General features: G+C 72.2%; 20 protein-coding genes and 1 pseudogene. 8 read left to right on the forward strand and 13 right to left on the reverse strand.

Annotated elements, in window-relative coordinates; genetic code table 11:
* Positions 1 to 39 precede the first annotated feature (39 nt).
* From POF73_RS30875 to wecB, 4 genes are read right to left on the reverse strand one after another with little or no spacing between them, the layout of a single operon-like run.
* The gene (locus tag POF73_RS30875) at positions 40 to 2,235 is read right to left on the reverse strand and encodes a glycosyltransferase (RefSeq protein WP_272122070.1); all 2,196 of its coding nucleotides are present in this window, start codon (positions 2,233 to 2,235) and stop codon (positions 40 to 42) included.
* Entirely contained in the window at positions 2,232 to 4,049 is a 1,818-nt protein-coding gene (locus POF73_RS30880; protein ID WP_272122072.1) for a hypothetical protein, read from the reverse strand. The genes POF73_RS30875 and POF73_RS30880 overlap by 4 nt, the downstream gene beginning before the upstream one ends.
* Complete coding sequence (locus POF73_RS30885; RefSeq protein ID WP_272122074.1) at positions 4,049 to 4,810, reverse strand: class I SAM-dependent methyltransferase; 762 nt, start codon at positions 4,808 to 4,810, stop codon at positions 4,049 to 4,051. Before POF73_RS30885 ends, POF73_RS30880 begins: the two co-directional genes overlap by 1 nt.
* A complete protein-coding gene (gene wecB, locus POF73_RS30890) occupies positions 4,803 to 5,891 on the reverse strand; it encodes a non-hydrolyzing UDP-N-acetylglucosamine 2-epimerase (RefSeq protein ID WP_272122076.1) in 1,089 nt (362 codons plus the stop codon). Before wecB ends, POF73_RS30885 begins: the two co-directional genes overlap by 8 nt.
* Positions 5,892 to 6,114: 223 nt before the next feature.
* On the opposite strand from wecB, the gene POF73_RS30895 reads away from it, so the two are divergent.
* Genes POF73_RS30895 through POF73_RS30905 form a run of 3 tightly spaced genes read left to right on the forward strand, consistent with a single transcriptional unit; the run spans position 6,115 to position 10,141 of the window.
* Positions 6,115 to 7,575 carry a glycosyltransferase family 4 protein gene (locus tag POF73_RS30895; RefSeq protein ID WP_272122078.1) on the forward strand — a complete coding sequence of 487 codons (1,461 nt, stop codon included), beginning with the start codon at positions 6,115 to 6,117 and terminating at the stop codon, positions 7,573 to 7,575.
* Between the two features lie 6 nt (positions 7,576 to 7,581).
* A complete protein-coding gene (locus POF73_RS30900; RefSeq protein ID WP_272122080.1) occupies positions 7,582 to 8,919 on the forward strand; it encodes a nucleotide sugar dehydrogenase in 1,338 nt (445 codons plus the stop codon).
* 55 nt (positions 8,920 to 8,974) lie between these two features.
* Complete coding sequence (locus POF73_RS30905) at positions 8,975 to 10,141, forward strand: glycosyltransferase family protein (protein ID WP_272122082.1); 1,167 nt, start codon at positions 8,975 to 8,977, stop codon at positions 10,139 to 10,141.
* On the opposite strand, the gene POF73_RS30910 is transcribed toward POF73_RS30905, so the two are convergent.
* On the reverse strand, positions 10,107 to 10,448 hold the full coding sequence (locus tag POF73_RS30910; protein WP_272122084.1) for a VOC family protein: 342 nt from the start codon (positions 10,446 to 10,448) through the stop codon (positions 10,107 to 10,109). The genes POF73_RS30905 and POF73_RS30910 overlap by 35 nt on opposite strands.
* A 53-nt stretch (positions 10,449 to 10,501) precedes the next feature.
* The gene (locus POF73_RS30915) at positions 10,502 to 10,936 is read right to left on the reverse strand and encodes a VOC family protein (RefSeq protein WP_272122086.1); all 435 of its coding nucleotides are present in this window, start codon (positions 10,934 to 10,936) and stop codon (positions 10,502 to 10,504) included.
* A gap of 188 nt (positions 10,937 to 11,124) precedes the next feature.
* On the opposite strand from POF73_RS30915, the gene POF73_RS30920 reads away from it, so the two are divergent.
* The gene (locus POF73_RS30920; protein ID WP_272122088.1) at positions 11,125 to 13,173 is read left to right on the forward strand and encodes a glycoside hydrolase family 31 protein; all 2,049 of its coding nucleotides are present in this window, start codon (positions 11,125 to 11,127) and stop codon (positions 13,171 to 13,173) included.
* Positions 13,174 to 13,392: 219 nt separating this feature from the next.
* Here POF73_RS30920 and POF73_RS30925 read toward each other — a convergent pair whose 3' ends face one another.
* A complete protein-coding gene (locus tag POF73_RS30925; protein ID WP_272122090.1) occupies positions 13,393 to 13,839 on the reverse strand; it encodes a PPOX class F420-dependent oxidoreductase in 447 nt (148 codons plus the stop codon).
* Positions 13,840 to 13,951: 112 nt separating this feature from the next.
* On the opposite strand from POF73_RS30925, the gene POF73_RS30930 reads away from it, so the two are divergent.
* The 3 genes from POF73_RS30930 to POF73_RS30940 all read left to right on the forward strand — a co-directional run bounded on the left by POF73_RS30930 (position 13,952) and on the right by POF73_RS30940 (position 17,184).
* The gene (locus POF73_RS30930) at positions 13,952 to 14,539 is read left to right on the forward strand and encodes a TetR/AcrR family transcriptional regulator (protein WP_272122092.1); all 588 of its coding nucleotides are present in this window, start codon (positions 13,952 to 13,954) and stop codon (positions 14,537 to 14,539) included.
* Positions 14,536 to 15,885, forward strand: a complete 1,350-nt coding sequence (locus POF73_RS30935; protein ID WP_272122094.1) for an MFS transporter — start codon at positions 14,536 to 14,538, stop codon at positions 15,883 to 15,885. Before POF73_RS30930 ends, POF73_RS30935 begins: the two co-directional genes overlap by 4 nt.
* 66 nt (positions 15,886 to 15,951) lie before the next feature.
* Positions 15,952 to 17,184: a serine hydrolase domain-containing protein gene (locus tag POF73_RS30940; RefSeq protein ID WP_272122096.1), complete on the forward strand. Its 1,233-nt coding sequence runs from the start codon at positions 15,952 to 15,954 to the stop codon at positions 17,182 to 17,184.
* A gap of 28 nt (positions 17,185 to 17,212) precedes the next feature.
* Here POF73_RS30940 and POF73_RS30945 read toward each other — a convergent pair whose 3' ends face one another.
* The 5 genes from POF73_RS30945 to ribA are packed head-to-tail and all read right to left on the reverse strand — an operon-like array spanning position 17,213 to position 22,242.
* On the reverse strand, positions 17,213 to 18,376 hold the full coding sequence (locus POF73_RS30945) for a saccharopine dehydrogenase family protein (protein ID WP_272122098.1): 1,164 nt from the start codon (positions 18,374 to 18,376) through the stop codon (positions 17,213 to 17,215).
* On the reverse strand, positions 18,369 to 19,430 hold the full coding sequence (locus tag POF73_RS30950; protein ID WP_272122100.1) for a saccharopine dehydrogenase: 1,062 nt from the start codon (positions 19,428 to 19,430) through the stop codon (positions 18,369 to 18,371). The genes POF73_RS30945 and POF73_RS30950 overlap by 8 nt, the downstream gene beginning before the upstream one ends.
* Complete coding sequence (locus tag POF73_RS30955) at positions 19,427 to 20,572, reverse strand: NAD(P)/FAD-dependent oxidoreductase (RefSeq protein ID WP_272122102.1); 1,146 nt, start codon at positions 20,570 to 20,572, stop codon at positions 19,427 to 19,429. The genes POF73_RS30950 and POF73_RS30955 overlap by 4 nt, the downstream gene beginning before the upstream one ends.
* On the reverse strand, positions 20,569 to 21,540 hold the full coding sequence (locus POF73_RS30960; RefSeq protein ID WP_272122104.1) for an ornithine cyclodeaminase family protein: 972 nt from the start codon (positions 21,538 to 21,540) through the stop codon (positions 20,569 to 20,571). The genes POF73_RS30955 and POF73_RS30960 overlap by 4 nt, the downstream gene beginning before the upstream one ends.
* 33 nt (positions 21,541 to 21,573) lie before the next feature.
* Positions 21,574 to 22,242: a GTP cyclohydrolase II gene (ribA, locus tag POF73_RS30965; RefSeq protein ID WP_272122106.1), complete on the reverse strand. Its 669-nt coding sequence runs from the start codon at positions 22,240 to 22,242 to the stop codon at positions 21,574 to 21,576.
* Between the two features lie 41 nt (positions 22,243 to 22,283).
* Between ribA and POF73_RS30970 the strand changes: the two genes are divergently transcribed.
* Complete coding sequence (locus POF73_RS30970) at positions 22,284 to 23,072, forward strand: creatininase family protein (RefSeq protein ID WP_334313631.1); 789 nt, start codon at positions 22,284 to 22,286, stop codon at positions 23,070 to 23,072.
* A gap of 146 nt (positions 23,073 to 23,218) precedes the next feature.
* Here POF73_RS30970 and POF73_RS46065 read toward each other — a convergent pair.
* A pseudogene (locus POF73_RS46065) lies at positions 23,219 to 24,553 on the reverse strand (lysylphosphatidylglycerol synthase domain-containing protein); the annotation flags it as partial.
* Positions 24,554 to 24,596: the final 43 nt, after the last annotated feature.

A 24,596-nucleotide genomic window follows, 5' to 3' on the forward strand; every position in this document is an offset into this window, starting at 1 on the left:
CGCGTGGGCGCGACCAGCCCCCACCGGCCCGCAGGTGAATCACTGCGCTTCCGGCGGAGCGCTCAGCAGCTCCGTCCAGGTCTCGGCGACCCGGTCCAGCGAGAAGCCCTCCCGAACCTGGGTGCGGGCCAGGTCACCGGCGGAGCGCCAGTCGTCCTCCGCCAGCGAGGCGATCGCCTCCGCCATCGCCCCGGGGCTGTCATGGATCCACCGCCGGTCGTAGATCTCGTCCGCGCCGGGCCACGGCAGCAGCGAGGGTACGGCGCCGGAGGCCATGCCCTCGGCGGGCGCGAGGTGGAAGCTCTCGTCGTCGCTGGTGGACAGCACATGCCCGACCCGCCGCAGCCAGCCCGCCACGTCCGGCCCGAACGAGTCGAAGACGACGGCCCCTTCGAGCAGTGGTGAGGTCTGCATCCGGCGCAGCACGGCTTCGTAGTGGGCGCGCTCCTCGGGCTTGTTCCAGATCCACCAGTACTCCCACGGCGGCTTGGACTTGACCGACAGATGCCAGCGCGGGTCGTGGGCGCGCAGCGCCTCCAGGACGTCGAGACCGAGGTCGAGGCGTTTACGGCTGGGCGCGATGCCGATCATGCCGAGGCGGTGCTCGGCGCCCGGTGCCTTGGGGCGGTCGAGCTGGTCGGTGTCGACCCAGTTGGGGACGACGACGATCTTCGAGGCGGGCCAGCCGGTGTGCTCCCGGGTGCGGCGGGCGTAGTAGGGGCTGACGCACACCACCCGGTCGACGGCGTCGATGTCGACCTGGCGGGGCCACGGGGCGTCCAGCTCGAAACGGTGCAGCCGTACGACGAGCCGGCTGCCGCGCCGCTTGTGACGGCTGTACCAGACGGCGGCGGGGCCGCACCATTCGACGACCACCACGTCCGCCCAGTCGGCGAGTTCACGACTCGCGTCCGGGTCGTGGCGGGCGAGCGCGGGCCATGCGTCGACCCGTACGTCGAGGCCGGGAGTCGAGCGGAAGTGGTCGAGCAGCCGGGTGAGGAACTTCAGGTCGTGCCCGGCGACGCCCACGCGCAGCGGCCGCTGACGCCTCATCACCTCGACGGGTGCGGCGGGGAAGGCCCGGTCGAGGTGGGTGCGCCAGCGGGCGGCCGCTCCGTCCAGGGTGTACTGGCGGGCGGCGGCGCGGCAGCGGTCGGCCGCGAGGCGCCGCGCTTCCGGCTCACGCACGGCCCGCGCCACGGCTTCGACGGCGTCGTCGAGTCCGGCGCGTCCGGGCACGAACAGCGGATAGTCGGTGCCCAGCAGCGCCTCGTGTGCCGGGGTGCGGTTGAGGACCACGGGCAGGTTCAGCGCCCCGAACTCCAGCACCTTGGTGGACAGTTCGAGGCTGGAGTCGAGCACCGGGTCCCGCCAGCCGAGGCCCAGGTCGCAGTCGGCGGCGATGCGCATGGCCTCCGCACGGGGCTGTCCGCCGTGGTGGTGGACGCCGGGCGAGCCGGCCAGGGCCCGCGCCATGTCCGCCCGGAAGTCGGGGTGGGACGCGTCGTCGTGGATCTTGTCGCCGACGGTGTGCAGTTCGGCGGGGATGCCCCGTTCGGCGAGCAGCTGCGGCAGCCGGGTCATGGGCAGGGTGTTCCAGCGGGGCGCGAACTTGCCGGTGTAGACGAGCCGCAGCGGGTCGTGCGGTCCGTCCCGGTCGGGCATTTCGAAGTCCGGCTCGGGCACGGCGGGCGGACTGAGCACACACTTGCCGCAGGCCTCGGGCACCCAGGTCTCCAGGAAGCAGCGCAACTCCTCGGTCTGGCACAGGAGTCGGTGCGACGCCTCGGCGATCCGGGTGAGTTCCGCGCGGGCCGACTCGGTCATCTCGGCGGCCGACTGCGGGATGTCGGTGAGATAGGCCCAGATCCGCCCGTCGAAGGTGCCGTCGGCGACCACTCGCGAGACCAGTCGCCGGCCGCGCAGCACCAGCAGATCGCAGGGGTCGTCCTCGTCGAGCCGGGTGAGCACCTGTGCCGCCTGCACCGGCGACATCGGCCGGTCGGCCAGACCCGGCAGCCACCGCTCCTCGTGCGGGCGCACCAGGGTGACTCCGGACAGCTCGGCCAGCGGATCGGTCAACCGGCCGGTGCGGACGGGGGACTTGAGGACGAGTCGGCTCTCGCAGCCCGCCCGCGACAGGGCCTGCACCGTCGACTGGGCCCACACGGCGGAGCCGTCGATGAGGTTGAGGTCGACGTCGCCGTAGACGAGGGCCCGCAGCGTACGGCTCATGACGGCTCCTTCCCGCGCACGGCGAACAGACGGTGCCCCCGGCCGGCCCAACTGTCCGGCGCCGTACCGGACATGTGCAGCGCCCGGCGCGTCAGCAGGGGGCGCAGCGACGGTACGAAGACGTAGTCGTCGGCGGCCGGTGTGTGGCCCACGGCGTCGGCGCCGGAGTACTCCTGGGCGCACATCAGGTCCAGCAGCAGGGTGTCGGGCCGGTCCTCGGTGAGGTCCGTCCAGTCGGCGACCCAGGGTGCCAGGGGCTGCCCCTGCCGTACGGTCACCCCGGCGGCGGCGAGTTCGTCGAGCCCCGCCGGGTCGGGCACGACGACCTCGGCCGGGCGGTGCAGCTGGCCGAGCACCTGGCCGACGAGCCGGGCGACCTCGGTACGGTCCCGGGGCGCGGCCAGCACCGCGACGCGCCGCTCGTCCAGCGGATCAGGAGCGCCGGACAGCTTCGCCAGCCGCCCCAGTCGTACCCGGGTGCTGTCCTCCCGGAACACCTCGCGCAGCCGTTCCCGGCCCTCGGTCGCCGGGTCGAGCCGGGCGAGCCGTACGCCGGTGTCGGCGTCGACGACGGCGTCCCAGGCGAACCGGGCCAGCCCGGGTGCGGCGGAGGCGGGAGCGTCCCGCCACAGTACGGCCGACCGGCCCAACACCCTTGCCTCGGCGAGCAGTTCGGCCAGAGTTCGGTCCAGGTCGGGGGCCAGCCCGGTGCCCGTGAGCCACCAGGGGCCGTCGCCCGTGCAGGCGCTCAGCTGTACGAGGAGCACGTCGGGGTCGGTGCGTTGCAGGAGCAGTCGCCCGTCGTGCGGCAGCAGCCGGTTGACGACCACCTCGGCGGCGAAGTCCTCGGCGGTGGCGGTGGTGAGCACTCCGGCGACGACGAGGCGGTCACGGGGCACCGAGGTCAGGGCCCGATGGGCGAGGTGGAAGCGGTCGTTGACGGGCGCGTCCGGCTCGGCCTGAGGCTTCGCCGCCCCGCCGGACACCTGCCCGGCGGACCGACGCCGGCCGCGCCACAGCCCGTACAGCTCCCCCGGCAGCCGCGCCGCCCGCCGCTTCGGCGACCGCGCCGCCGCCACCAGCGCCTTCCCCACCCTGAGCGACGTCGATCCCTCCAGCATGCGCACCCGCGCCTGGAGCACCTCCACCCGCTCCCGCGCCGACCGCAGCGCCGCGGTGACCTGCTCCTTCTCCCGTACGGCGGCGGCGAGCCGGTCGGCGAGCCCGTCCTGCCCGGCGGCGGCCCGGGTCCGCTCCGCCTCCTCGACGCTCGCTTCCAGATCCAGCACCCGCGCGCGCAGGGACCGGGAGGCGAGGTCGGCGAAGACGTACTCGTCGGCGATCCGCAGCGCCGTGGCGTGACCGTCGGACGGGACCGGCCGGCCGAAGAAGTCGTGCGGCGGCAGCAGTTCGTCGGTGCGCGCGATGACCGCGCCCGCGTGCAGCTGGACATAGTCGAGAGGCGCCGCGCGCAGAACCTGGCAGCGGTGGGCGACCAGGTCGTCGAGGAGCCGGTGATAGGGGAGCTCGGAGCCACGGTGACCGAACACGATCAGCCCGCGCGCACCGGGCCTCAGCCGCGCCAGTACGGCACGACAGTCGTCCTCACCGCCGTGCAGCCCGGCGTCGGGGCCGTAGGAGAGAAGCGCCAGCTCCCCCTCGACGACGGGCTGTTCGTCGCCCTCGCCTTCGTCACGCAGGGTGACGCCGGGCGGCAGATGCAGATACGGCTCCAGACGGAGGCGGCCCCGGGTCGTGTCCACCACCGTCGTGACGCCGTCGAGGTGCGGATGGAGCAGGTCGGTCAGACGCATCAGCGGGTCCTCGTGAAGACGTGGAAGCCGACCCGGTCCTCCCGGAAGCCGTACGGGCTGGAGAGGATGTGCCGCAACCCCAGCGGCTCCAGTTCGGCACGGTAGGCGGCGATCGGGCGGTACACGACGAGGGCGTCGCGGTTCAGGGGCTCGGCGGCGACCTCGTCGGGGGCGTGGCCGGGGGCGTGGTCGGTCGGGACCTGGGTCGCGACGTCGGTGACGATCAGGCGGCCGGCGACCCGGACCAGGGAGGCCAGGTTGCGCAGTGCGGCCCGCCACTCCTCGTCGTCGGGCACATGGAACAGGACGTCCACGCAGACAACGATGTCGTACGGCCAGGGACTGCGCCACTCGTCGAGAGCGGCGACGGCACAGCGCGGACCGCCGCCCTCGGCGCGGGCGTGCTCGATCGCGTGCGGGCTGGTGTCGAAGGCGTCGACCCGATGCCCGCAGCGGGCCAGAGCCCGGGCGAAGTACCCCTTGCCGCAGCCTGCGTCCAGCACGAACAACGGGGCGGCCGGGCTGGACAGGTCGCCGATGAGGGAGAGCAGCGTGCCCAGTCGCCGGGCGTAGAAGATCTCGTTGGCGGTACGGTCCAGCCCGAGGTGCGCGCCGGAGGCGAGCTCGTCGTGGTCGGCGTGGCGGGTGTCCCAGTACGTGCGGGTGCTGTTGGCATACGTACCGGTGCTGTCGGCGTACGTGCCGGTGCTGTCGGCATACGTACCGGTGCTGTCGGCGTACGTGCGCGTGTCCTCAGCCATGGCGCTCCAGCCACCCCGTGATGACGTGGGCGATCCGGCCGCCCGCCCGGCCGTCCCACAGGGGCGGCCCCTCCGTGTGCGGTGCTCCTCCGCCCTCCAGCACCTTACGCAGAGCGGGCACCAACTCCCCGTGCGTGACGAGCCTGTTGGTGCCATGGGTGACCGTGACCGGGCGTTCGGTCGTCGTACGCAGGGTCAGACACGGGACGCCCAGCACGGTCGTCTCCTCCTGGACGCCGCCCGAGTCGGTGATCACCGCGGCGGCCCCGCGCACGAGGCTCATGAACTCGACGTAGCCGAGCGGATCGAGCAGATGGACGCCCGGTGCGTCCGCGAGCCCCGCCGCCCGCAGCGCCTGCCTGCCACGCGGGTGCAGCGGTACGACCAGGTCGAGATGGCGGGCGGCCTCGGCCAGGGCACGGGCGGCGGCCGCGGCGGCCTCCGGGTCGTCGACGTTGGCGGGCCGGTGCAGGGTGACGACGCCGTAGCGCTCGGGGAGCCGGTGGGCCGCGCGGGCGGCCGCCGGGTCGAAGTGCTCCATATGGGTGAGCAGGGTGTCGATCATCGGGTTCCCGACGAAGTGCGTCCGCTCGGCGGCGATCCCCTCACGGGCGAGATGCCCGACGGCCTCGGGGCTCGTGACGAACAGCAGCTCCGCCAGCTGGTCGACCAGACGCCGGTTCACCTCCTCCGGCATGGCCATGTCGAAGCTGCGCAGCCCCGCCTCGACATGTGCCACCGGGACACCCAGTTTGGCGGCGACGAGGGCCGCGGCCAGCGTTGAGTTCACATCGCCGTACACCGTGACCAGGGCGGGGGCGCGGGCGGTCAGTTCGGCCTCCAGGGCCATCAGGAGGTCGGCGGTCTGGCGGGCGTGGGTGCCGGAGCCCACGCTCAGGTCGGTGTCGGGTTCGGGCAGGCCGAGTTGCCGGAAGAAGACGTCCGACATCCGGGCGTCGTAATGCTGGCCGGTGTGGACGAGCACCTGGTCGCAGCCTGCCGCGGCGAGGGCGCTGACGACCGGTGCGGCCTTGACGAAGTTGGGGCGGGTGCCTACGACGTGGAGTACGCAGCCGTTCATGGACCATTCTCCTGGCTCGGTCGCCTACGGGGCGCTACATGCCGGTGTTGAGAGACCGACCGTGCTCGGCCCTTCGGGCCTCCGCGCGCTTGACCTCTCAACACCTGCTCGCCCCTTCGGCTCCCTCGCGGCCGGTGTCGTCGGGACAGTGGCTGTTGGTGGGCCGTTGCCCGGCGTTCGGGGTTGGTGGGCCGTTGTCGGCGGGGCGACTTACCTTGGCGATATGTCACAGAATGTTCCTCTTGCCCTCAGTCTGGCTGTCTCCGTCGCCCTTGGCGAGCTGCGCCAGGACCCCCTGCGAGCCGCCCTGCTCGCCGTACGCCTGCTGCCGGAGCGTGCCCGGCGTGGGTTGCGGCCGCTCGAACTGCGGCTTGCCGGGCGGGCGCGTGCCGCGGGGCCGGTCGCCACGCCCTCCGCCGTCCGGGTGCCCGCGCCGGTCGGGCGGCCGTTCCGTCCCGTGCCGGGCCGGGTGCTCCATCTGGTCACCAACGGGCTGCCGTTCCGGCATGCCGGCTACACCGTGCGCACGCAGAAGCTGGCCGAGGCGCAGTCGGCGGCGGGACTGGACCCGCATGTCGTGACCCGGATCGGCTTTCCCGTGACGCAGGGGGTGCTGGACGCCCGCCCGTCGCAGCAGGTGGCCGGGGTGCCACAGCACCGGCTGCTGCCGTTCCGGCTGCCGTACGGACAGGCCCCGGCACTGGCGCGCAACGCCGAACTGGCCGCGCGGCTGGTGGAGCGGCTGCGTCCCGCCGTACTGCATGCCGCGACCGACCACGGCAACGGGCGCGTGGCGCTGGCCCTGCGGGAGACGTACGGGCTGCCGGTGGTCTACGAGGTGCGGGGCTTCCTGGAGGAGACCTGGCTGACCCAGGCGCCGGGTCGTAGCCGGGAGGACGAGACGTACCGGGTCCGGCGCGAACTGGAGACGCACTGCATGCGCGAGGCCGATCTGGTGCTGACGCTGGGTGAGGCGATGAAGGGCGAGATCGTGGCGCGCGGGGTGCCCGAGGAGCGGGTGCTCATCGTGCCGAACGCCGTGGACGACGCCTTCCTGGCCCCGCTGCCGGACGGGGCGCCCGTGCGGGACCGGCTCGGGATCGCGCCGGACGAGTTCGTCGTCGGCACGGTCGGCAGCCTCACTCCGCACGAGGGGATCGGCACATTGCTCCATGCGGGTGAAGAGCTGCGTCGGCGTGGTGTTCCGCTGCGGTTGCTGATCGTCGGGGACGGGCCCGAGCGCCCCGCCCTTGAGGCGCTGGCCGGCCGGCTGGGCCTGGACGACGGGGTCGTACTGTTCACCGGGCGGGTGCCGCACAACCAAGTCCGGGACTACTACGCGGTGTTGGACGTGTTCGCGGTGCCGCGCACCGACGAGCGCGTCTGCCGGCTGGTGACCCCGCTGAAGCCGGTGGAGGCGATGGCGAGCGGCGTACCCGTGGCCGCGAGCGATCTCACCGCGCTACGAGAACTGGTCGAACCGGAGGTTAACGGACGACTAATTCCCAACAAATCGCCAAAATCCTGGGCTGATGAACTTGAATCGCTCATTTACAGTCAAAAGCGGCGGACAGAGTGGGGAGCAGCCGCCCGCGCGATGGTCGCGCGTGACCGCACCTGGAAGCGGGTCGCCGCCACCACTCGTGAGGCGTACGGCGCCCTTGGATGCCTTGAGGCGGGGTGAGTCCCTATGCAGGACGACCAGACCGAACCGCTCGGGGAAGCGAGCGAACCGCTCGGAGAACCCCTCGGAGAAGCAGAACGGCCCGATCACGTGGAACTCGCGGTGATCGGGCTGGGATACGTCGGACTGCCGCTCGCACGCGAGGCGGCGTCGATCGGCCTCAGGGTCGTCGGGCTGGACCGTGACCCCAGGATCGTGGAGGCGCTCAACACCGGGCACTCCCATGTCGACGACGTCTCCGACGAGGACGTCCGCCGGATGCTGACGGCAGGCTTCGCGGCCTGCACGGACGACGCCTGTCTGGCCCGCGCGCAGACGGTGGTGATCTGTGTGCCGACCCCGCTCAGCGAGGACGGCGGGCCCGATCTGAGCGCGGTGAGGTCCGCCGTGCGCACGGTGGCGGGCCGACTGCGGCCCGGGCAGCTCGTCGTACTGGAGTCGACCACCTATCCGGGCACCACGGAGGAGGTCGTGCGGCCGCTCCTGGAGGAGTCCGGGTTCAAGGTCGGCTCGGACTTCGCGCTCGCCTTCTCACCGGAGCGCATCGACCCGGGCAACACCACACACGGCCTGCGCACCACACCCAAGGTGGTCGGCGGCTGCACCCCGTCGTGCGCGGCGCGTGCGGCGGCCTTCTACGGCAAGCTCGTCGACACCGTCGTGCAGGCGAAGGGCACCCGCGAGGCCGAGATGGCCAAGCTGCTGGAGAACACCTACCGGCATGTGAACATCGCCCTGGTCAACGAACTGGCGGTGATCAGCCACGAGTTGCGTGTCGACCTGTGGGACGCGATCCGCTGCGCCGGCACCAAGCCGTTCGGCTTCCAGGCGTTCCGGCCCAGTCCCGGCGTCGGCGGGCACTGCATACCCATCGACCCCAACTACCTGTCGTACAAGGTGCGTTCGTCCCTCGGCTACGAGTTCCGGTTCGTCGAACTCGCCCAGGAGATCAACCGCCGGATGCCGGAGTACGTCGTGCGCCGCGCCCAGGACCTCCTCAACACCGCCGGCCGGCCGTTGCACGGCTCCCGGGTGCTGCTGCTCGGGGTCACCTACAAGCCGGACGTGGCGGACCAGCGGGAGTCGCCCGCGGTGCCGGTGGCGCGGCTGCTGCGGGAGCGGGAGGCCGAGGTCTCCTTCCACGATCCGCATGTGCGGCTGTGGTCTGTGGACGGTGCGGGCGTCCCGCGCGTCGACGACGTCACGCAGGCCGCGCGCGAGCACGACCTGACGATCCTGCTCCAGGACCACTCGGCCTACGACCTGCCGGCCCTCGGCGACGCGGCCCGGCTGCTGTTCGACACACGTGGTCGGATCTTCCGGCCCGACGTCGAGGTGTTGTAGGTCCGCGCCCATGTGAGGCCGTCGTACTCGGGGCAGTCGAAAGGTGCGTGCTCTGATGCGGATACTCGTCGTCACCGTCGTCCATCACCCCGAGGACGCCCGGATCCTGCACCGGGAGATCGCCGCGCTGCGGGAACGCGGGCACCGGGTCGTGTACGCCGCGCCGTTCGCGTCCCGCGAGGTGACACCACGGCGGTACGTCGAGGGCGTCGACCTGCCCCGGGCCGCCGGCCGGGACCGCCGGACGGCACTGCGCGCGGCCCGTAGCCTGCTCGCCGAGCGCGGGCCTCAGGCGGACGTCGTCCTGCTGCACGACCCGGAGTTGCTGCTCGCCCTGCCCGGCACACTGCGCCGTTGGCGGCGCGGCGGGCGGGTTCCGGTCACCGTGTGGGACGTGCACGAGGACACGGCGGCCGCACTGGTGATGAAGCGCTGGCTGCCGAGGCCGCTCCGGCCGCCGCTTCGCCTTGCCGTGCGGGCGGCGGAACGGCTGGCGGAGCGGCATCTGCGGCTGCTGCTCGCCGAGGACGCCTACCAGCAGCGCTTCCGCCGCCCGCACCCCGTCGTCACGAACCTCACCACGGTGCCGCCGGACCGGCCCGAGCCGCCGGGCGACGACCGGGTCGTCTACCTCGGGCACCTCTCCCGGGCGCGGGGCGCGCTGGAACTCATCGAGACGGCACGGCTGCTGGCACCGGACATCCACGTCGAGGTGATCGGCGCGGCGGACCCCGAGGTGCGGGGCGCGCTCACCGAGGCCGACCGGGACGGCGTACTGCGCTGGCACGGCTATCTGCCCAACGACCGCGCCCTCGCCCTGCTCTCCGGCGCCCTGGCCGGCCTCTCCCTCCTCCATGACCAGCCCAACTACCGCCATTCGCGGCCGACGAAGGCCGTGGAGTACATGGCCCACGGCGTTCCCCTCGTCACCACGCCCACCCCGCTCGCGGCCGGCCTGGTCGAGCGCTACGGCTGCGGCCTCGTCGTGCCGTACGGCGACCCGGCCACGGCGGCGGAGGCCGTACGGCGTCTGCGCGCCGACCCGGAGATGCGTCTGCGCGCGGCCACGCGGGGCTGGGAAGCGGCCCTGGCCCACCTCAACTGGGCCGACCGGGCGACCGAGTTCGTGATGTGCCTGGAAACCTGGGTGAAGGAGGCGACCGGCGCATCGAACGCCGGATCCGCCGCTACGGTCGCGGATGCCGCGGCTCGTACAGGCTGACCTCGCCGCCGCCCGGCAACAGGAAGCCGGTCACCCTGCCCCAGGCGGCTTCCTGCACCGGCCGGGTGAATTCCACGCCCTTGCCGGTGAGCTCCGCGGTCGTCGTGTCGAGGTCGTCGCACATCAGCATCAGTTCGTGCCCCGGCTCACCCTCCGCCGGATGGCACGCGACCTCTGTCGGCGGTGCCCCGAAGATGAGCCAACCGTGTCCGGCGTCGACGTGCGGCCAGCCGAGGACGTCCCGGAAGAAAGCGCGGTCCGCCTGGGCGTCGCGCGTGTGGATCACCACATGTGCCCCATTGATCACGGGCGGAGGCTAGGCCCGTCTCCCGGGCGACGGCAAGCGCGGCGCGCTGCCCGTCACGCCGATGCCGCGCCCACGCAGAACTCGTTGCCTTCCGGGTCGGCCATCACGATGTGGTGACCGTCGAACTGCGCCAAGAGGCCGGCACCCGCTTTCACCAGCCGCTCGGACTCGGCGCGGATGCGGGCCCACCGCTCGTCGGGGCTGCCGTGGCCCGGCACCCGGATGTCGATGTGGAGCCGGTTCTTGGCCGTCTTCGGCTCGGGCACCTTCAGTATGGACAGACGGGGGCCGACGCCGTCAGGATCGCAGAGCCAGGCTCCGTCGTCCGCGGAGTCGTCCTCGGGCAGATCGAACTGCGCGAGCCACTCCTCGCGCGTCGCGAAGGGCGGGGGCGGCGGTTCGTCGACATACCCGAGGGCCGTCTTCCAGAATGTGGCGAGGCGCTGTGCGTCCGCGCAGTCAAGCGTGAGATCGAATACGGCTGCCATACCAGGACCGTACTGCCCACCACTGACAACCACCCCGGCTCACGGACCCGCGCAGGGCACCCACGCCCCGTTGACAGGTGACGTTTCACGCAAGAACATCGGCCGCGACGAGCACAAAAGAACAGTACTGCGGCACAGCGACCCCACGACCCCATGGTTCTCCCGTCTCTCGCAGAAGGACGTGAGTGGTGCGCATCCCTTCCCGCAAGTTCGGCTCTCTGCTGGCCGCCACACTCACGGCGGCCCTCCTGCCGGCGACCGCCCTCGGCACCCCCGCACCGGAGTCGCACACCAGGGTCTCGGAGTCGCGCGACGCGGTGACCCTCAGCTCCCGCGGCTACTCGGTCTCCGTGCGCACCGACGGCCAACTGGCCCTGACCACCCGAAGATCGGACCGCACGGTACTGACCACCGGCTCCGAAGCCCTCCGCTTCCACAGCGGCGGCACCTGGCAGCACGCCACACGGCTCACCGACTGGCGCTGGCAGAACGGTGTACTCACCCTGACCGCGGACACGACCCTCCCGGGCGCACACGTCGAGGCCCGCCTGACACCCGCCTCCGACCGCTACCTGCTCGAATGGGACGTCAAGGGCGTCAAGGCCACCGAACTCGGCCTGACCTACGACCTCTCCTCCGCCGGCCACTGGTACGGCCACGGCGAGACCGCCACCCCCGCCGGCGGCCCGTACACCGACCAGCCCTGGCCGCTGGACGCTGGGCGGGTCGACCAGGAGGACTTCAGCGCGGCGTCGTACCAGATGGTCGACCCGTTCTGGTTCACGGCGAGTTCTGCCGGCCTGTACATCGACACCGGCGACACCATGGACGTGTCCCTCAACGCGGGCGGCGACGGGCTCGGCCGCTTCACGGTCGAGTCGGGGGCGACGTACAGGGCGACGGTCTTCGTCGAGTCGACCCCGCGTGCCGTCTACCGCGACTACATCGGCGTCGTCGGCAGGCCGCGCCAGAGCGACGCGACCTACGAGCAGTACGCCAAGCCGCTGTGGAACTCCTGGGCGCAGTTCTACACGAAGGTCGACCAGGGCAAGATCCTGGACTACGCGACCGACCTGCACGACAACGGACTTGACGGCCACACCGTCCAGCTCGACGACAAGTGGGAGTCGAACTACGGCAACATGACCTTCGACCCGAAGGCCTACCCGGACCCCAGGGCCATGTCCGACCGGATCCACGACCTCGGCTACGACTTCGGCCTCTGGGTCACCCTGTGGATCAACCTGGACTCCGCCAACTACCGGTACGCGGCCGACCACGACTATCTGCTGCGGGACGCCGCCGACCCCGCCAAGCCCTGCACGGTCACCTGGTGGAACGGCACGGCGGGCATCGTCGACCTGGCCAACCCCGAGGCGAAGGCCTGGTACCGGAGCAATCTGCGGAAGCTGATGGACACCTACCGGGTCGACGGCCTGAAGTTCGACACCCGCTTCTTCGACGACCACTGCGCCGGACGCGACGGCAACACCCGCACCGACTACCAGCGCCTCGGCTCCGAACTCGCCGACGCCTACGACCTCCAGGGCGCCGGCATCCGCGTGCACTGGGGCAGGCCCGCGCACGAGTCGGGCTTCGTCATCCGGCAGATCGACAAGGGCACCGGCTGGAACTCCCTCAAGGCGTCCGTCACCCAGAACCTCGCCCTGTCCACCATCGGCTACCCGTTCATCGAGACCGACATGATCGGCGGCTCCCTCGGCCAGCCCGCGCCGACGAAGGAGGTACTGGTGCGCTGGGCGCAGTCGGCGTCGTACATGCCGCTGATGTACGCCTCCACGTCCCCCGTGGACACGATCGACCCGACGACCGGCCAGAAGGTCGACTACGACGACGAGACCGTCGCCCTGTACCGGGCGGCGACGGCCCGCCACGAACGGCTGGCGCCCTACATCTGGGACCAGGTGCGCGACACGCTCAGGACCGGGGATCCGATCGTGCGCCCGCTGTTCTTCGACTTCCCTCAGGACAGGGCGGGTTACACGATCGACGACCAGTGGATGCTCGGCCCGGCGGTGCTGGCGGCACCCAATCTCACGTCCTCGCCGTCACGGGACATCCACCTGCCGCCCGGCACGTGGTACGACGTCAACCGCGGTACGACGATCAAGGGCCCGGCGACCCTCAGGTCGTACCCGACCCCGCTGTCCGTCACGCCCGCCTTCGTGAACCTGCGCGCCGAGGGCGCCGATGAGGCGCTGCGGGCGCTGCGCTAGCCAAGGAGGGGCGCTTCGCGCGTACCGGCCGGATTCAGGGGCGGCCGGCACGCGCGAAGCGGGCGCCGACAACCTGATCGGCATCCCCGAGCCCGACGGCCCCGCCCGCCTCGAACCGCTCGCGCTGCCGGGCACGGTCTGCTCCCGCCCGTGTCTGCGCACCGTCCGCACCATCGGCAGTGGATCAACCCTGGCGGCGGGCACGGGAGGTGACGTGGATCAGCGGTTGCCGCCCTTCGGAATCCCGTACACCCGCTCCACCCGCAACCGCAGCACCAGCCTGCCGTCGCGGACCATCGCCGTCCGGAAGTCCGCCCAGTCGGGATGCTCGCCCAGGACGTCCCGGTAGAGCCGGACGAGTTCCTCGACCGTGGCGTCGTACGGGTCCTTCGCTACCGGCGAGAGGTCGGCCGTGCCCTCGGCGACGGTGTATGCCCAGCGGTCGGCGCTCGTGACGTGGTACGACGCCCTGGGGTCGCGGCGCAGGTTGCGGGTCTTGGCGCGGTCGTCGGTGATCGAGACGCGGATGATCCGCTCGTCGGGGTAGTAGGCGTGACCGACGTTCGACAGCTGCGGCCGGCCGTCGCGCTTGAGGGTGACCAGCACCCCGCCGTGGCCCTCGGAGAGCAGCGCGAGCAGTGCGTTCTGGGTGGCGTCCTCAGTCATATCTGGATCAACCCTGACGAGCGGCCCGTGCATTCCCCCGCAGTCCCCTGCCTTCCCTCCTCCCCGGCAAGCTCAGTAGACAGTGTCTACTCGATCATGGTAGACAGCGTCTATGCCTTCTGTGCAGGAATCCGAACCAGGGCTGCGGGCCCGACTGGTCGACGTCGGTGTGGATCTCGTGACCCGGGAGGGCGCCCAGGCCCTCACCCTGCGGGAGATCGCCCGTCGGGCAGGTGTCTCGCACGGCGCCCCGCGCCGCTACTTCCCCACCCACCTGGAGCTGCTGTCGGCCATCGCGCGCCGCGGCTTCGAGGATCTCGCCCGCCGGGCGACGGCCGCCGTCGGCGACGGTACGGCGACTCCACGGGCGCAACTGACCGTGCTGGGGCGCGTCTATCTGGAGTTCGCACTCGGCTACCGCGGCATGTATGAGCTGATGTTCCGTCACGATCTGCTGGAGAGCGGTCACTTGGGACTGCGGGACACCAGCCTCCCCCTCTTCGGCCGGCTCGTGGACCTCGTCGGCCGGGCTCGCCCCGACGCCGACGCCCGACTCGTCGCGGGTGCGCTGTGGGCCAACCTGCACGGAGTCGCCCAGCTGTGGGGCTGGGGCAGTCTTCAACTCGCCACGGGCGCCGACGACTTCGTACCTGTGCTGCGGTCCGTCCTGGACGCGCACCTCGGGCCGGAGGGCGAGTGAATCCTCGGCTCACCCTCGCGAGCAGTATCGCCGGGGCCGTGCTCGTCGCGCTGGACGGGACCGTGCTCACCGTCGCGCAGCCGACCCTGCAACGCGATCTCGGCGCCTCCTTCGCCCAGGTCCAGTGGACCAGCACCGGCTATCTCATCGCGGTGGCCGGCCTGTTGGTGTTCGCCGGGCGGCTCGGCGACCGGTACGGGCACCACCGGGTCTTCGGCATCGGCATGCTCGGCTTCGGGGCCGCGTCGGCGGGTGTCGCGCTGGCGCCCGGCGTCGGCTGGGTGATCGCGCTGCGGATCGTGCAGGGGGTGTTCGGGGCGCTGCTGCAACCGGCCACGCTCGGGATGCTGCGGGCCGCGTTCCCGCCCGACCGGCTGCGGGCGCCGATCGCCGTACGGACCGCCGCGATCGGGGTGGCCGCCGCTGCCGGGCCGGTCATGGGCGGTGCGCTGGTGGCGGGGCCGGGGTGGCGGGCCGTGTTTCTGCTGAACGTCGTCCCCGCCGTCGTCTTCGGCCTGCTCGCCCTCGCCGTACGACCCCCTCGCGACACCTCCCCCGCCCGCCTCGACCTGCCCGGCGCCGTCCTGCTCGCGGTGACCTTGGCCTGTCTGGTCCACGCCCTCGTCGCCCTGCCGGGGTGGGCCCTGACGGCCGCGACCGCCGCGGTCACCGGTGCCGTCCTCGTCCGGCACGAGCGCCGTACCGCGAGCCCTCTGCTGCCGCCCGACGTCATCGGCTCGGCCGTGGTCGGCTCGGCGCTCGGCATGCTGGTGGCCGCGTCGGCGGCGCTGTCCGGCGCCCTGTTCGTCGGCACGTTCCTGTTGCAGGACGCGCTCGGCATGAACCCCTTCCAGATGGCCCTCGTCAGTCTGCCGCTGGCCCTGCTGATGGTGCTCGCGGCGGCCTCGTGCCCGGTACTGCTGCGCCGGGCCGGTGCCCGCCGTACGACCGTGGTGGCGATGGCACTTCTCGCACTGGGCATCCACGCCCTGTCCCTCGCCTCGGCCACCCCTGCCCTGTGCGCGGCGTTCGCGCTGGTGGGGGCCGGGTTCGGCACGGTGATGGTGGCGGCGACCCATGTCGTCGTACGGGAGGCCGCGGTCGAGTCGGCCGGGGTGGCGGGCGGGCTGCAGCAGACCGCGATGAACGTGGGGCCCGTGCTGGGAGTGGCCGTCGCGACCGCGCTCACGGGGACGGGCGGCGGTCCCGGACTGCCGATGACCGCCCTCGCAGCCGTGGCGCTGGCCGGTGCGGTGCCGGGCCGTGCCCTCCCGGGACCGCATACCGCCGCCACGGACGATCATGGGCAATCGAAGGACCGTACACGTGTTCCTGCGGGACGATGAGGTCAGAGGCCGTTCCGGCGGGGTAGGCCGGAGCGCATCCTCGTCGTACGCATTCGGAGGAGAGCGATGGCACTGCTGACACAAGAGGTCGAGCCGGGTGAGGTCGGGCTGGACGCGAAGGCGCTGGACCGCCTCGACCAGCACTTCGCCCACTACGTCGACGAGGGGCGACTGCCCGGCTACCTGGTGTCCGTCGCCCGCGGTGGACGCGTCGCCCACCTCACCGCGCACGGCCACCGCGACCGCGCGGCCGGGCTGCCCGTCGAGGCGGACACGCTGTGGCGGCTCTACTCCATGACCAAGCCGGTCACCTCGGTCGCCGCGCTGCTGCTGGTGGAGGAGGGCAAGCTGTCGCTCGACGACCCGGTCGGCCGCCATCTGCCCGCCTTCGCCGAGCCCCGGGTGTACGTCAGCGGATCCGGCGCCGACACGGTGACCCGCCCCGCCCACGGCCCGATAACCGTCCGGCACCTGATGACACACACCGCCGGGCTGACGTTCGCCTTCTACCACACGCATCCCGTCGACGCCCTGTACCGCGACGCCAACCTGGAGTCGGCGGTGCTGCCGGGCTCCGACCTCGCCGAGACGGTCGGCGTGTACGCGAGCCTGCCGCTGCAGTTCGAGCCAGGCACACAGTGGAACTACTCGGTCGCCAGCAACGTCCTGGGCCGGATCATCGAGGTCGTGTCCGGGCAGCCGCTGGACGAGTTCTTCGCCGAGCGGCTCTTCGGGCCGCTCGGGATGACCGACGCCGGGCTCTTCGTGCGCGACGAACTGCTGGGCAAGCTGGCCGAGATGTACGGCGAGACCGAGGACGGCGGCATCGAGCCGATCCCGGGGCTCCCGCTGCGGGGCCGGCCCCGCTTCCTGTCCGGCAGCGGCGGGTTGGCGGCATCCGCACACGACGTCCACCGCTTCATGGAGCTGCTGCGACGCCGGGGCGAGCTCGACGGCGTCCGTCTGCTGTCGCCGCGGACCGTGGACCTGATGACGTCCAACCAGCTCCCGGGCGGCGTCGACCTGCGTACCTTCGGCAGCCGCCCCGCGCATGACGAGTCCGGCAACGACGGTCTCGGCTTCGGCCTCGGAGTCTCCGTGGTGATCGACCCGACCCGTACGAAAGCTCCGGCCGGCCTCGGGACCTACGGCTGGAGCGGGGTCGCGACCACCACGTTCTGGGTCGACCCGAGCCGTGATCTGACAGTGCAGTTCATGACGCAGGTACGGCCGCGGACCTCGCACACGATGTTCCAGGACCTGAAGCGGCTCGTGCACGAGGCCGTGACCGAGGACTGACGGTGCAGGACTGAGGCCGTGCGGCGGTCTACTGGTCCACGCGCAGGCTGAACTCCACTCCCTCCAGCGCCAGTTCGCGCAGCCACTCCTCCGAGCGGGCCGCGGTCTCGGCGGCGCGGTTCAGGCCCGCCGGCAGGGAGCCGTCCAGGATGTGACGCACGCCGAGGGCGAGAGGGCGGGACACACAGCGGGCCATCGCGCTCTCCTCCTCGTCGCCCACCAGGTCGAGGAGGTAGCCGCCGGACCAGCTCCGCCCTTCCGCACCGCGCACGTCCAGCGACACGACGAGGACGACGCGGTCGCGGTCGGCGTCCGTGGTGGGGTGGGCGGCCGCCAACTTCCCCGCCAGGGCGGCGATTCGGGCGTCGTCACCGGCCTTCAGCTCCTCGAAGACGGCGTCCCAGGCGCGCAGCCAGCCCTCCAGGCGCAGGGTGCCGCGCACGAAGGTCTGCGTCTTCCAGGCAGGCGGCAGCCCGTACTGCTCGACGAACGGAACGCTGTCACGGTTGGGGTACACCTCGAAGGTCTCCCCGTCGACGACATGCCGCCGGGTCACCTCCCACGGCCGCTCGGCGACGGTCTCGGCACCGTCCTGCAGGTAACGCGCCGGTGCCCGCAGGGCGTTGAGGACCCCGGCAGGGGCCCAGCTGAAGCGGTACCTGAAGTCGTTCGGAACGGCGGGGACACCGCCGCAGTAGGACGTCAGGCTGTACGAGGCCGCTGCGTCGTCGCCCACGGCCTCCCTGGCGCGGCCGACCAGACTGTGGGCGAAGAGGTGGTCGATGCCCGGGTCCAGGCCGGCCTCGGTGAGGACGACGAGCCCGGCCGCGGCGGCCGCGGGCACCTGGTCGAGCACCGCGTCCGACACATAGCTGGAGCAGGCGAAGTGGGCCTCCCGCCGGACGCAGGCCGCCAGGATCCCGGCGTGCTCGGGCGCGGGCAGCATCGATACGACGATGTCGCCGGGCGCCAGTTCGGCCGTGAGCGCGGGAAGCGTGAACGCGCGGGGCTCGGCGCGTGCGGTGAGCCCCAGCCGTTGCAGGGCCTCGGCGGCTCGGCTCTCGGTGCGGTGCCACAGCCGTACCCGGTCGGCCGCGCCGCACAGCCGGGCCAGGCCGCTGCCGGTGGAGAGTCCGGCGCCGACCCAGTGGACGGTGCCGGACGCGGGAACCCGTGCCGGGCTGTCAGTCATGGTGGAACTCCCCTTCTGCGATGTCGAGTTCACGGGAGGCCTGGCGGAACCGGTCGATGCAGCGCCCCCACGGGCCGCCCGTCTCGAATTCCAGCAGCTGGGGCAGGAGCGCCGAGGAGAAGTCGGTGCTGGACTCGCGGGGCAGCAGTGAGGGGAGGTTGTCGATGGCGATCAGGTCGAGCGGGGGGTCTTCGCGCAGTCGGCGGACGGGGGCGGTCCAGTCGGTGGTGCGGTCGTAGATCGGGAGGACGTTCAGCGGGGAACCGACGTCGACGGTGACGTCGCACAGGGTGCGGAGCGCCCGGGCGGGGTCGTTCAGGTCCTGCTCGCGGAGGAAGGGCGGGACGGGCGTTGTGGCGAGGACGGCGTTCACGACCACGTCGTGCGCGAGGAGGACGGGGCGGTCCAGGTCGCGGGTCTCTTCGAGGTCCCAGGGTGTCGCCTCGACCCCGGCGGTCAGCAGCGCGAGGCGCGCGCCGCGACCGCTGCGGCCCAGGGCGCCGATCACCAGCGCGGTGAACTCCGGTTCCCCCGGGGCCGGTTGGAGGAGGGCGTCCAGTTCGTCCTTCGAGGTGGGGGTGAGCGGTGCGACGAGCCTGCCCCGGTGCTGGAGGACGGCCAGGGCGGCGCCCAGGTAGCCGGCCCAGAAGCCGAACGCGGCGAGGCGGCGGCCGCTGTCGTCCACCAGGTACTCCAGGTCGAGCAGCGCCCCTCCCCCGGCCGCGAACCGGTGGAGCAGGTCCTTGGCGCCGGGCTGCTGCTTGTAGGCATGCCCGAAGTAGATGTGGCGGTGCGTCAGTTCGGCCGGATCGTCGGGGAGTTCCTTCAGTCCGAGGACGACGGTGTCCGCCGGGGCCGACACCCACGAGCCGCTCAGGGCGATGCGGCAGCCGACCGCCTCGTACTCCTCGGCGGGGAAGATCCGCTGCGCGGACTCCTCGACGGTCAGTGTCACCCCGCTCTCGACCAGCCGTCGTGCGTCCAACGGCACGATCGGTGTGCGTCGCTCGGTGGAACGGACCTCGTGGCGCAGCCACAGATGGAGCTCGGTCATACGCGGTTGGCCTCCGGGCGCGGGGCGTCGGCCGCGAACCGGCCGGCGCTGAGCGGGCTGACGTCCACGAAGGGTACGCGGCCGAGGTACAGGTCGCGGACGACCTCGCCGACGGCCGGGCCCTGGAGAAAGCCGTGGCCGGAGAAGCCGGTCGCGTACAGGAACCGGGACACGGAAGTCGCCTCGCCGATCAGCGCGTTGTGGTCCGGGGTGATCTCGTACAGGCCCGCCCAGCCGCCCGTGCGGCGCAGGTCGAGCAGGGCGGGGGCGCGGTGCTCCATGGCGGCGGCCAGGCGGGGGATCCAGCGGTCGTGGGTGTCGGTGGCGAAGCCGGGCCGTTCGTCGGGGTCGGACATGCCGAGGAGGAGGCCGGGGCCCTCGCTGTGGAAGTAGAGGCTGGTGGTGAAGTCGATGGTCATGGGCAGGTGCGGCGGCAGTCCCTCGACAGGTTCGGTGACCGCGATCTGGCGGCGCAGCGGCACCACGGGCAGTTCCACGCCGGCCATCGCACCGACGGCCCGCGACCAGGCGCCGGCCGCGCAGATCACCGTGTCGGTGGTGATCCGGCCGATGGTCGTGGTCACGGCGGTGATCCGGTCGCCGTGCAGTTCGATGCCGGTGACGTCGGTGTGCCGTAAGATCCGCGCGCCGTACTCGCGGGCGGCGGACGCGTAGCCGTGGACGACGGCTTCGGGGGTGCAGTGGCCGTCGTCCGGGGAGAACGCGGCGGCCAGCAGTCCGTCGGTGGTGATCAGCGGGGACAGTCGCCGCGCCTCGGCGGGGTCGATCATCCGGCTCGGTACGCCGAGGGAGTTCTGCAGCCGGACGCTCGCCTCGAAGCCGGCGACGTCCTCGGGGGTCGAGAGCAGGAACAGATAGCCGACCCGGTGCAGGCCGATGTCGTACCCGGTCTCCTCCTCGAACCGTCCGAACGCCTCCAGACTGCGTGCCCCGAGCCGGATGTTGAGCTCGTCGGAGAACTGTGCGCGCACTCCGCCGGCCGCCTTGGAGGTGGACCCGGAGGCCAGTTCGTCGCGCTCGACGAGGAGGACGTCCCGTACGCCGGCGCGGGCGAGGTGGTAGGCGATGCTGGTGCCCATCACGCCGCCTCCGATGATGACGACGTTCGCGTGCGTGTTCACGGGCCCACCTTCCTGGCGGCCTCGACCACGGCCCATGCAGCGGCCGCGTCCTGGATGCCGAGGCCGACGCTGTTGTAGTAGACGATGTCCCCGGGTCCGGATCTCGGGAAGCTCTGCCCGGTGAGGACGGCGCCGAGCCCGACCAGGTCCTCGGGGGCCAGCAGCCCTTCGCGCAGGGCGTCCACCACGGGCCCGGCGTGCTCGGCCGCGGTCACCGGGTCGTCGACGACGACGCTCGCCGCGTGCAGCAGCACATCCGCGTCCACCTCCCGGCGCCCGGGCTCGAACGACCCGACGCTGACCACCGTGGCCCCGGGCGCCAGCCACTCCCCGCGCACCACGGGCGTCGTGCTGAGCGTGCAGGCCGCGACCAGCGACGCCCCGGTGACGGCCTCCTGCGGGGTGCCGGCCGGCCGGACGGTCAGGCCCAGTTCGGCCGTGAGCTGCTCCGCGGCCCTGGCACGTCTGCGCGCGGTCGGACTCCACAGCCGTACGGACTTCACCTCGCGCACCCGGGCGACGGCCCGGGCGTGGGCGAGGGCCTGGGTGCCTGAGCCGAGGAGGGCGAGGTCCGCGCTGTCGGGGGTGGCCAGGGCGTCGATCGCGACGGCGCTCGCGGCCGCCGTGCGCAGCGTCGTGATCGCCGTGCCGTCCATGACCGCGGCCAGGCGGCCCGTCACCGGGTCGAGCACGGTGATGACGGCGTGGATCGTGGGCAGGCCGGACGCCGCGTTGCCCGGGTTGACGCTGCCGATCTTCGCGACGGCGCCGGTGTCCGCCGACAGCCGGGACACATACGCGAAGACGACACTGTCGTCGAAGCGGCTCGGGTGCATGATCTTCCCGGGCAGGTCGGCCGCGTCGGCGCCGAGCGCCGTGAATGCCGCGCGTTGCGAGGCGATCGCCGCGTCCAGGCCCAGCAGGCCCGTCACCTGTTCTCCGGAGAGGAAGAGGACGTCGTCGGTCATTCCCTCTTCCTGTCCGGACGAGCCTCGCGGCAATCAGGACAGGTGCGCGACCGCGTCCAGATGGGGCAGGTGGTGATCGAGGCGTTCCCGCTTGGTGCGCAGGTAGGTGATGTTGTTCTCGCACGGCGGGATCAGCAGCGGAACCGTCTCGGCGACCTGGATGCCGTGCCGCAGCAGTGCCTCGCGCTTGCGCGGGTTGTTGGACATCAGGCGGACGCTCTGCACGCCCAGGTCGTGCAGCATCTCGGCGGCGACGCCGTAGTCGCGGGCGTCCACCGGCAGTCCGAGCGCGAGGTTGGCCTCGACGGTGTCCAGGCCCTCCGCCTGCAGGGCCATCGCGCGCAGCTTGGCGAGCAGGCCGATGCCGCGGCCCTCGTGGCCCCGCAGATAGACGACTATGCCGGAGCCCTCGGCGACGACCGCGCGCAGCGCGGAGGCGAGCTGGTCGCCGCACTCGCAGTGCTGGGAGCCGAAGGCGTCGCCGGTGAGGCACTCGGAGTGCAGCCGGGTGAGCACGCCCTCGGTGCCGATCTCGCCGTAGACGAGGGCCACTTGTTCGTCGCCGCGGTCGTGGTCGAGGTAACCGATCGCCCGGAATTCCCCGTACACGGTGGGCAGCGGGGCATTCACCACGCGTTCCACGCCGGAACGCTGCGTCCGCTGTGCGGACTTCTTGCCGAGTACGCCAACGTTTTCTGTCATGATTCTTCAGTTCCTATGCAGAGACGAAAGGCCGGAAAAAGATGAGTGATTCGCAGACGCGGCCGACGGCGCACTCGCTGGTGCCGGCGGACACCACCGAGGACGTACGGGCCCGAGGCGCGGGCGTCTCACGACAGGTCGCGGTCCTCCCCGTCGGGAGCTTCGAGCAGCACGGTCCGTTCCTTCCACTGGCGACCGACACGCTCGTGGCCTGCGCAATCGCGCGCGAGATCGCAGCGGTGCACCCGGTGCACCTCCTTCCACCGGTGACGATCTCCTGCTCGCACGAGCACGCGGCCTGGCCGGGGACCGTCAGCATCTCCTCGGTGACCCTTCATGCGGTGATACGGGACATAGCGGCTTCGCTCCGCCGGTCGGGCGTCGACGTCCTGGTGCTGGTCAACGGGCACGGCGGAAACTACGTACTGGGCAATGTCGTTCAGGAGTCCTCCGCGCGCGGCGAGCGAATGGCGCTGTTCCCGGCCCCGGAGGACTGGGAGGCCGCCCGGGAACGGGCGGGGGTAGAGACCTCGCTGCTCACCGACATGCACGCGGGGGAAATTGAGACCTCCATCCTTCTGCACACTCATCCCGAATTGATCCGACCCGGTTATGAGACTTCCGATTTCGTGGCGGACGACCGCCGTCATCTCCTGACCCTCGGTATGTCCGGCTATACCGATTCGGGTGTCATAGGCCGTCCGTCGCTGGGTTCCGCGGAAAAGGGGAAGCGGCTGCTGGCGAGCCTCGCGGATTCCTTCGGCGCGTATGTGTCACTGCTGACCTCCGCGGACGATTCCGTAGCGGACACGGGAGACGCACGAAAATAGTCGCCGGGTTCCGGGTCCGCCACGGTGCGGGCGGATCCGGCACCCGCGCGCAGCCCGGTGTACCAGCGGGCGACCAGGACGAGGGCGCCGGGCAGGGCGGCCACGAGGCTGAGCACGCCGTACACGACGGCGACGGCCAGCCCCATGTCGGCGCCCAGGCCCACGGCGCCGAACGCCCAGGCGGTGACGCCCTCGCGGGGGCCGAAGCCGCCGATGTTCAGGGGCAGTCCCATGGCGAGCAGGGCGAGCACGGCGAGCGGCAGCAGGACGGCCACGGAGGCGGTGGTGCCGGCGATCCTCGCGGCGAGCACGAACATCGCGATGTGACCGGCGAGGACGACGACGGAGGAGACGGCGACGCCGGGCCCGTTGCGGCGGGACAGCAGGGCTTCCCGAGCCTCGGCGAGCGTGGTGCGCAGGGCCGTCGGGTTCGACCGGTCCCGGCGGGAGGGCGCCCGGTTCATGCGCACGGCGGCCACGACGGCGAGCGCGCCCACCGCCGCGAACAGCAGGACGGGCGTGAGGTCCCGGGCCTGGTTCAGCACCGGGGACGGCATGGTCAGCAGGACTCCGGCGCCGACGGCGGTGAGGGCGACCTGGCCGGCCGTCCGCTCCAGCACGACCGCGCGGACCCCGCGGCCCAGGTCACCGGCGCTCTGCCCGTGCCGCACCGCCCGGTGCACATCGCCGAGGACGCCGCCGGGCAGGGCCGCGTTGAGGAACAGGGCACGGTAGTAGTCGGCGACGGCCGGCCGCAGCGGCAGCCGGATCCGCAGCGCGCGCGCCACCAACTGCCAGCGCCACGCGCTGAACACGGTGGTGACAAGCCCGATCCCGAGCGCCGCGCACAACGCCGTCCCGTCGATCCGCCGCAGCCCGTCGAGGAACACACCGGTACCGAGCCGCCAGAACAGCACCACCAGGATGGCGACCCCGACGGCCGTGCCCAGGTGGGTGCGGACGGCAGGGGTGTTGAGGCGGGACAGGACGTTACGCAGTCGGTTGCCGGGGGACTTGGGGGTGGCCGTTTCCGAGCGGGGCTCGGACACGACGACGCCGGCGCGGGAGGACCCGACGGCTGTGGCTTCGGGGACTGCGGCATCCGTGCGGACCGTCAAGGCCGGGGCGCCGGACGCGATCACGCACCCTGCAGGAGCGGCCTCGCCCGCATCCACACCCGTACCCACCGCGGAGGAATCGACGGCGGCCACACCCGCAAGGGCCGGGGCGCCGGCCCCGATCACGCACACCGCCGGTGCCGCCTCACCCGCATCCACACCCGTACCCACCGCCGAGGAATCGACGGCGGCCACACCCGCAAGGGCCGGGGCGCCGGCCCCGATCACGCACACCGCCGGTGCCGCCTCACCCGCATCCACACCCGCACGTGCCTTCGGAACCGCCTCGGACGCGACGGTGTCCGCGGACACGGCCGGGCTCTCGACGACCACGGCACCCGCGTGAACCGCCGGAGCCGCCACGGCGGCAGCGGCGTCCGGGTGTGTCGGCGAGGCCTCGGGGCCG

Origin of the sequence: Streptomyces sp. HD, assembly GCF_028369295.1 — a bacterium.
In the GTDB taxonomy this organism is placed as follows: Bacteria; Actinomycetota; Actinomycetes; order Streptomycetales; family Streptomycetaceae; genus Streptomyces.

Bases quoted from the DNA above. Each gene is read 5' to 3' on its own strand.
- POF73_RS30930 (WP_272122092.1), top strand. From the start codon at position 13,952: ATGCCTTCTGTGCAGGAATCCGAACCAGGGCTGCGGGCCCGACTGGTC.
- POF73_RS30945 (WP_272122098.1), bottom strand. From the start codon at position 18,376: ATGACTGACAGCCCGGCACGGGTTCCCGCGTCCGGCACCGTCCACTGG.
- POF73_RS30900 (WP_272122080.1), top strand. From the start codon at position 7,582: ATGCAGGACGACCAGACCGAACCGCTCGGGGAAGCGAGCGAACCGCTC.
- POF73_RS30915 (WP_272122086.1), bottom strand. From the start codon at position 10,936: ATGGCAGCCGTATTCGATCTCACGCTTGACTGCGCGGACGCACAGCGC.
- POF73_RS30905 (WP_272122082.1), top strand. From the start codon at position 8,975: ATGCGGATACTCGTCGTCACCGTCGTCCATCACCCCGAGGACGCCCGG.
- POF73_RS30970 (WP_334313631.1), top strand. From the start codon at position 22,284: ATGAGTGATTCGCAGACGCGGCCGACGGCGCACTCGCTGGTGCCGGCG.
- wecB (WP_272122076.1), bottom strand. From the start codon at position 5,891: ATGAACGGCTGCGTACTCCACGTCGTAGGCACCCGCCCCAACTTCGTC.
- POF73_RS30940 (WP_272122096.1), top strand. From the start codon at position 15,952: ATGGCACTGCTGACACAAGAGGTCGAGCCGGGTGAGGTCGGGCTGGAC.
- POF73_RS30875 (WP_272122070.1), bottom strand. From the start codon at position 2,235: ATGAGCCGTACGCTGCGGGCCCTCGTCTACGGCGACGTCGACCTCAAC.
- POF73_RS30950 (WP_272122100.1), bottom strand. From the start codon at position 19,430: ATGACCGAGCTCCATCTGTGGCTGCGCCACGAGGTCCGTTCCACCGAG.
- ribA (WP_272122106.1), bottom strand. From the start codon at position 22,242: ATGACAGAAAACGTTGGCGTACTCGGCAAGAAGTCCGCACAGCGGACG.
- POF73_RS30960 (WP_272122104.1), bottom strand. From the start codon at position 21,540: ATGACCGACGACGTCCTCTTCCTCTCCGGAGAACAGGTGACGGGCCTG.
- POF73_RS30895 (WP_272122078.1), top strand. From the start codon at position 6,115: ATGTCACAGAATGTTCCTCTTGCCCTCAGTCTGGCTGTCTCCGTCGCC.
- POF73_RS30880 (WP_272122072.1), bottom strand. From the start codon at position 4,049: ATGCGTCTGACCGACCTGCTCCATCCGCACCTCGACGGCGTCACGACG.
- POF73_RS30885 (WP_272122074.1), bottom strand. From the start codon at position 4,810: ATGGCTGAGGACACGCGCACGTACGCCGACAGCACCGGTACGTATGCC.
- POF73_RS30925 (WP_272122090.1), bottom strand. From the start codon at position 13,839: ATGACTGAGGACGCCACCCAGAACGCACTGCTCGCGCTGCTCTCCGAG.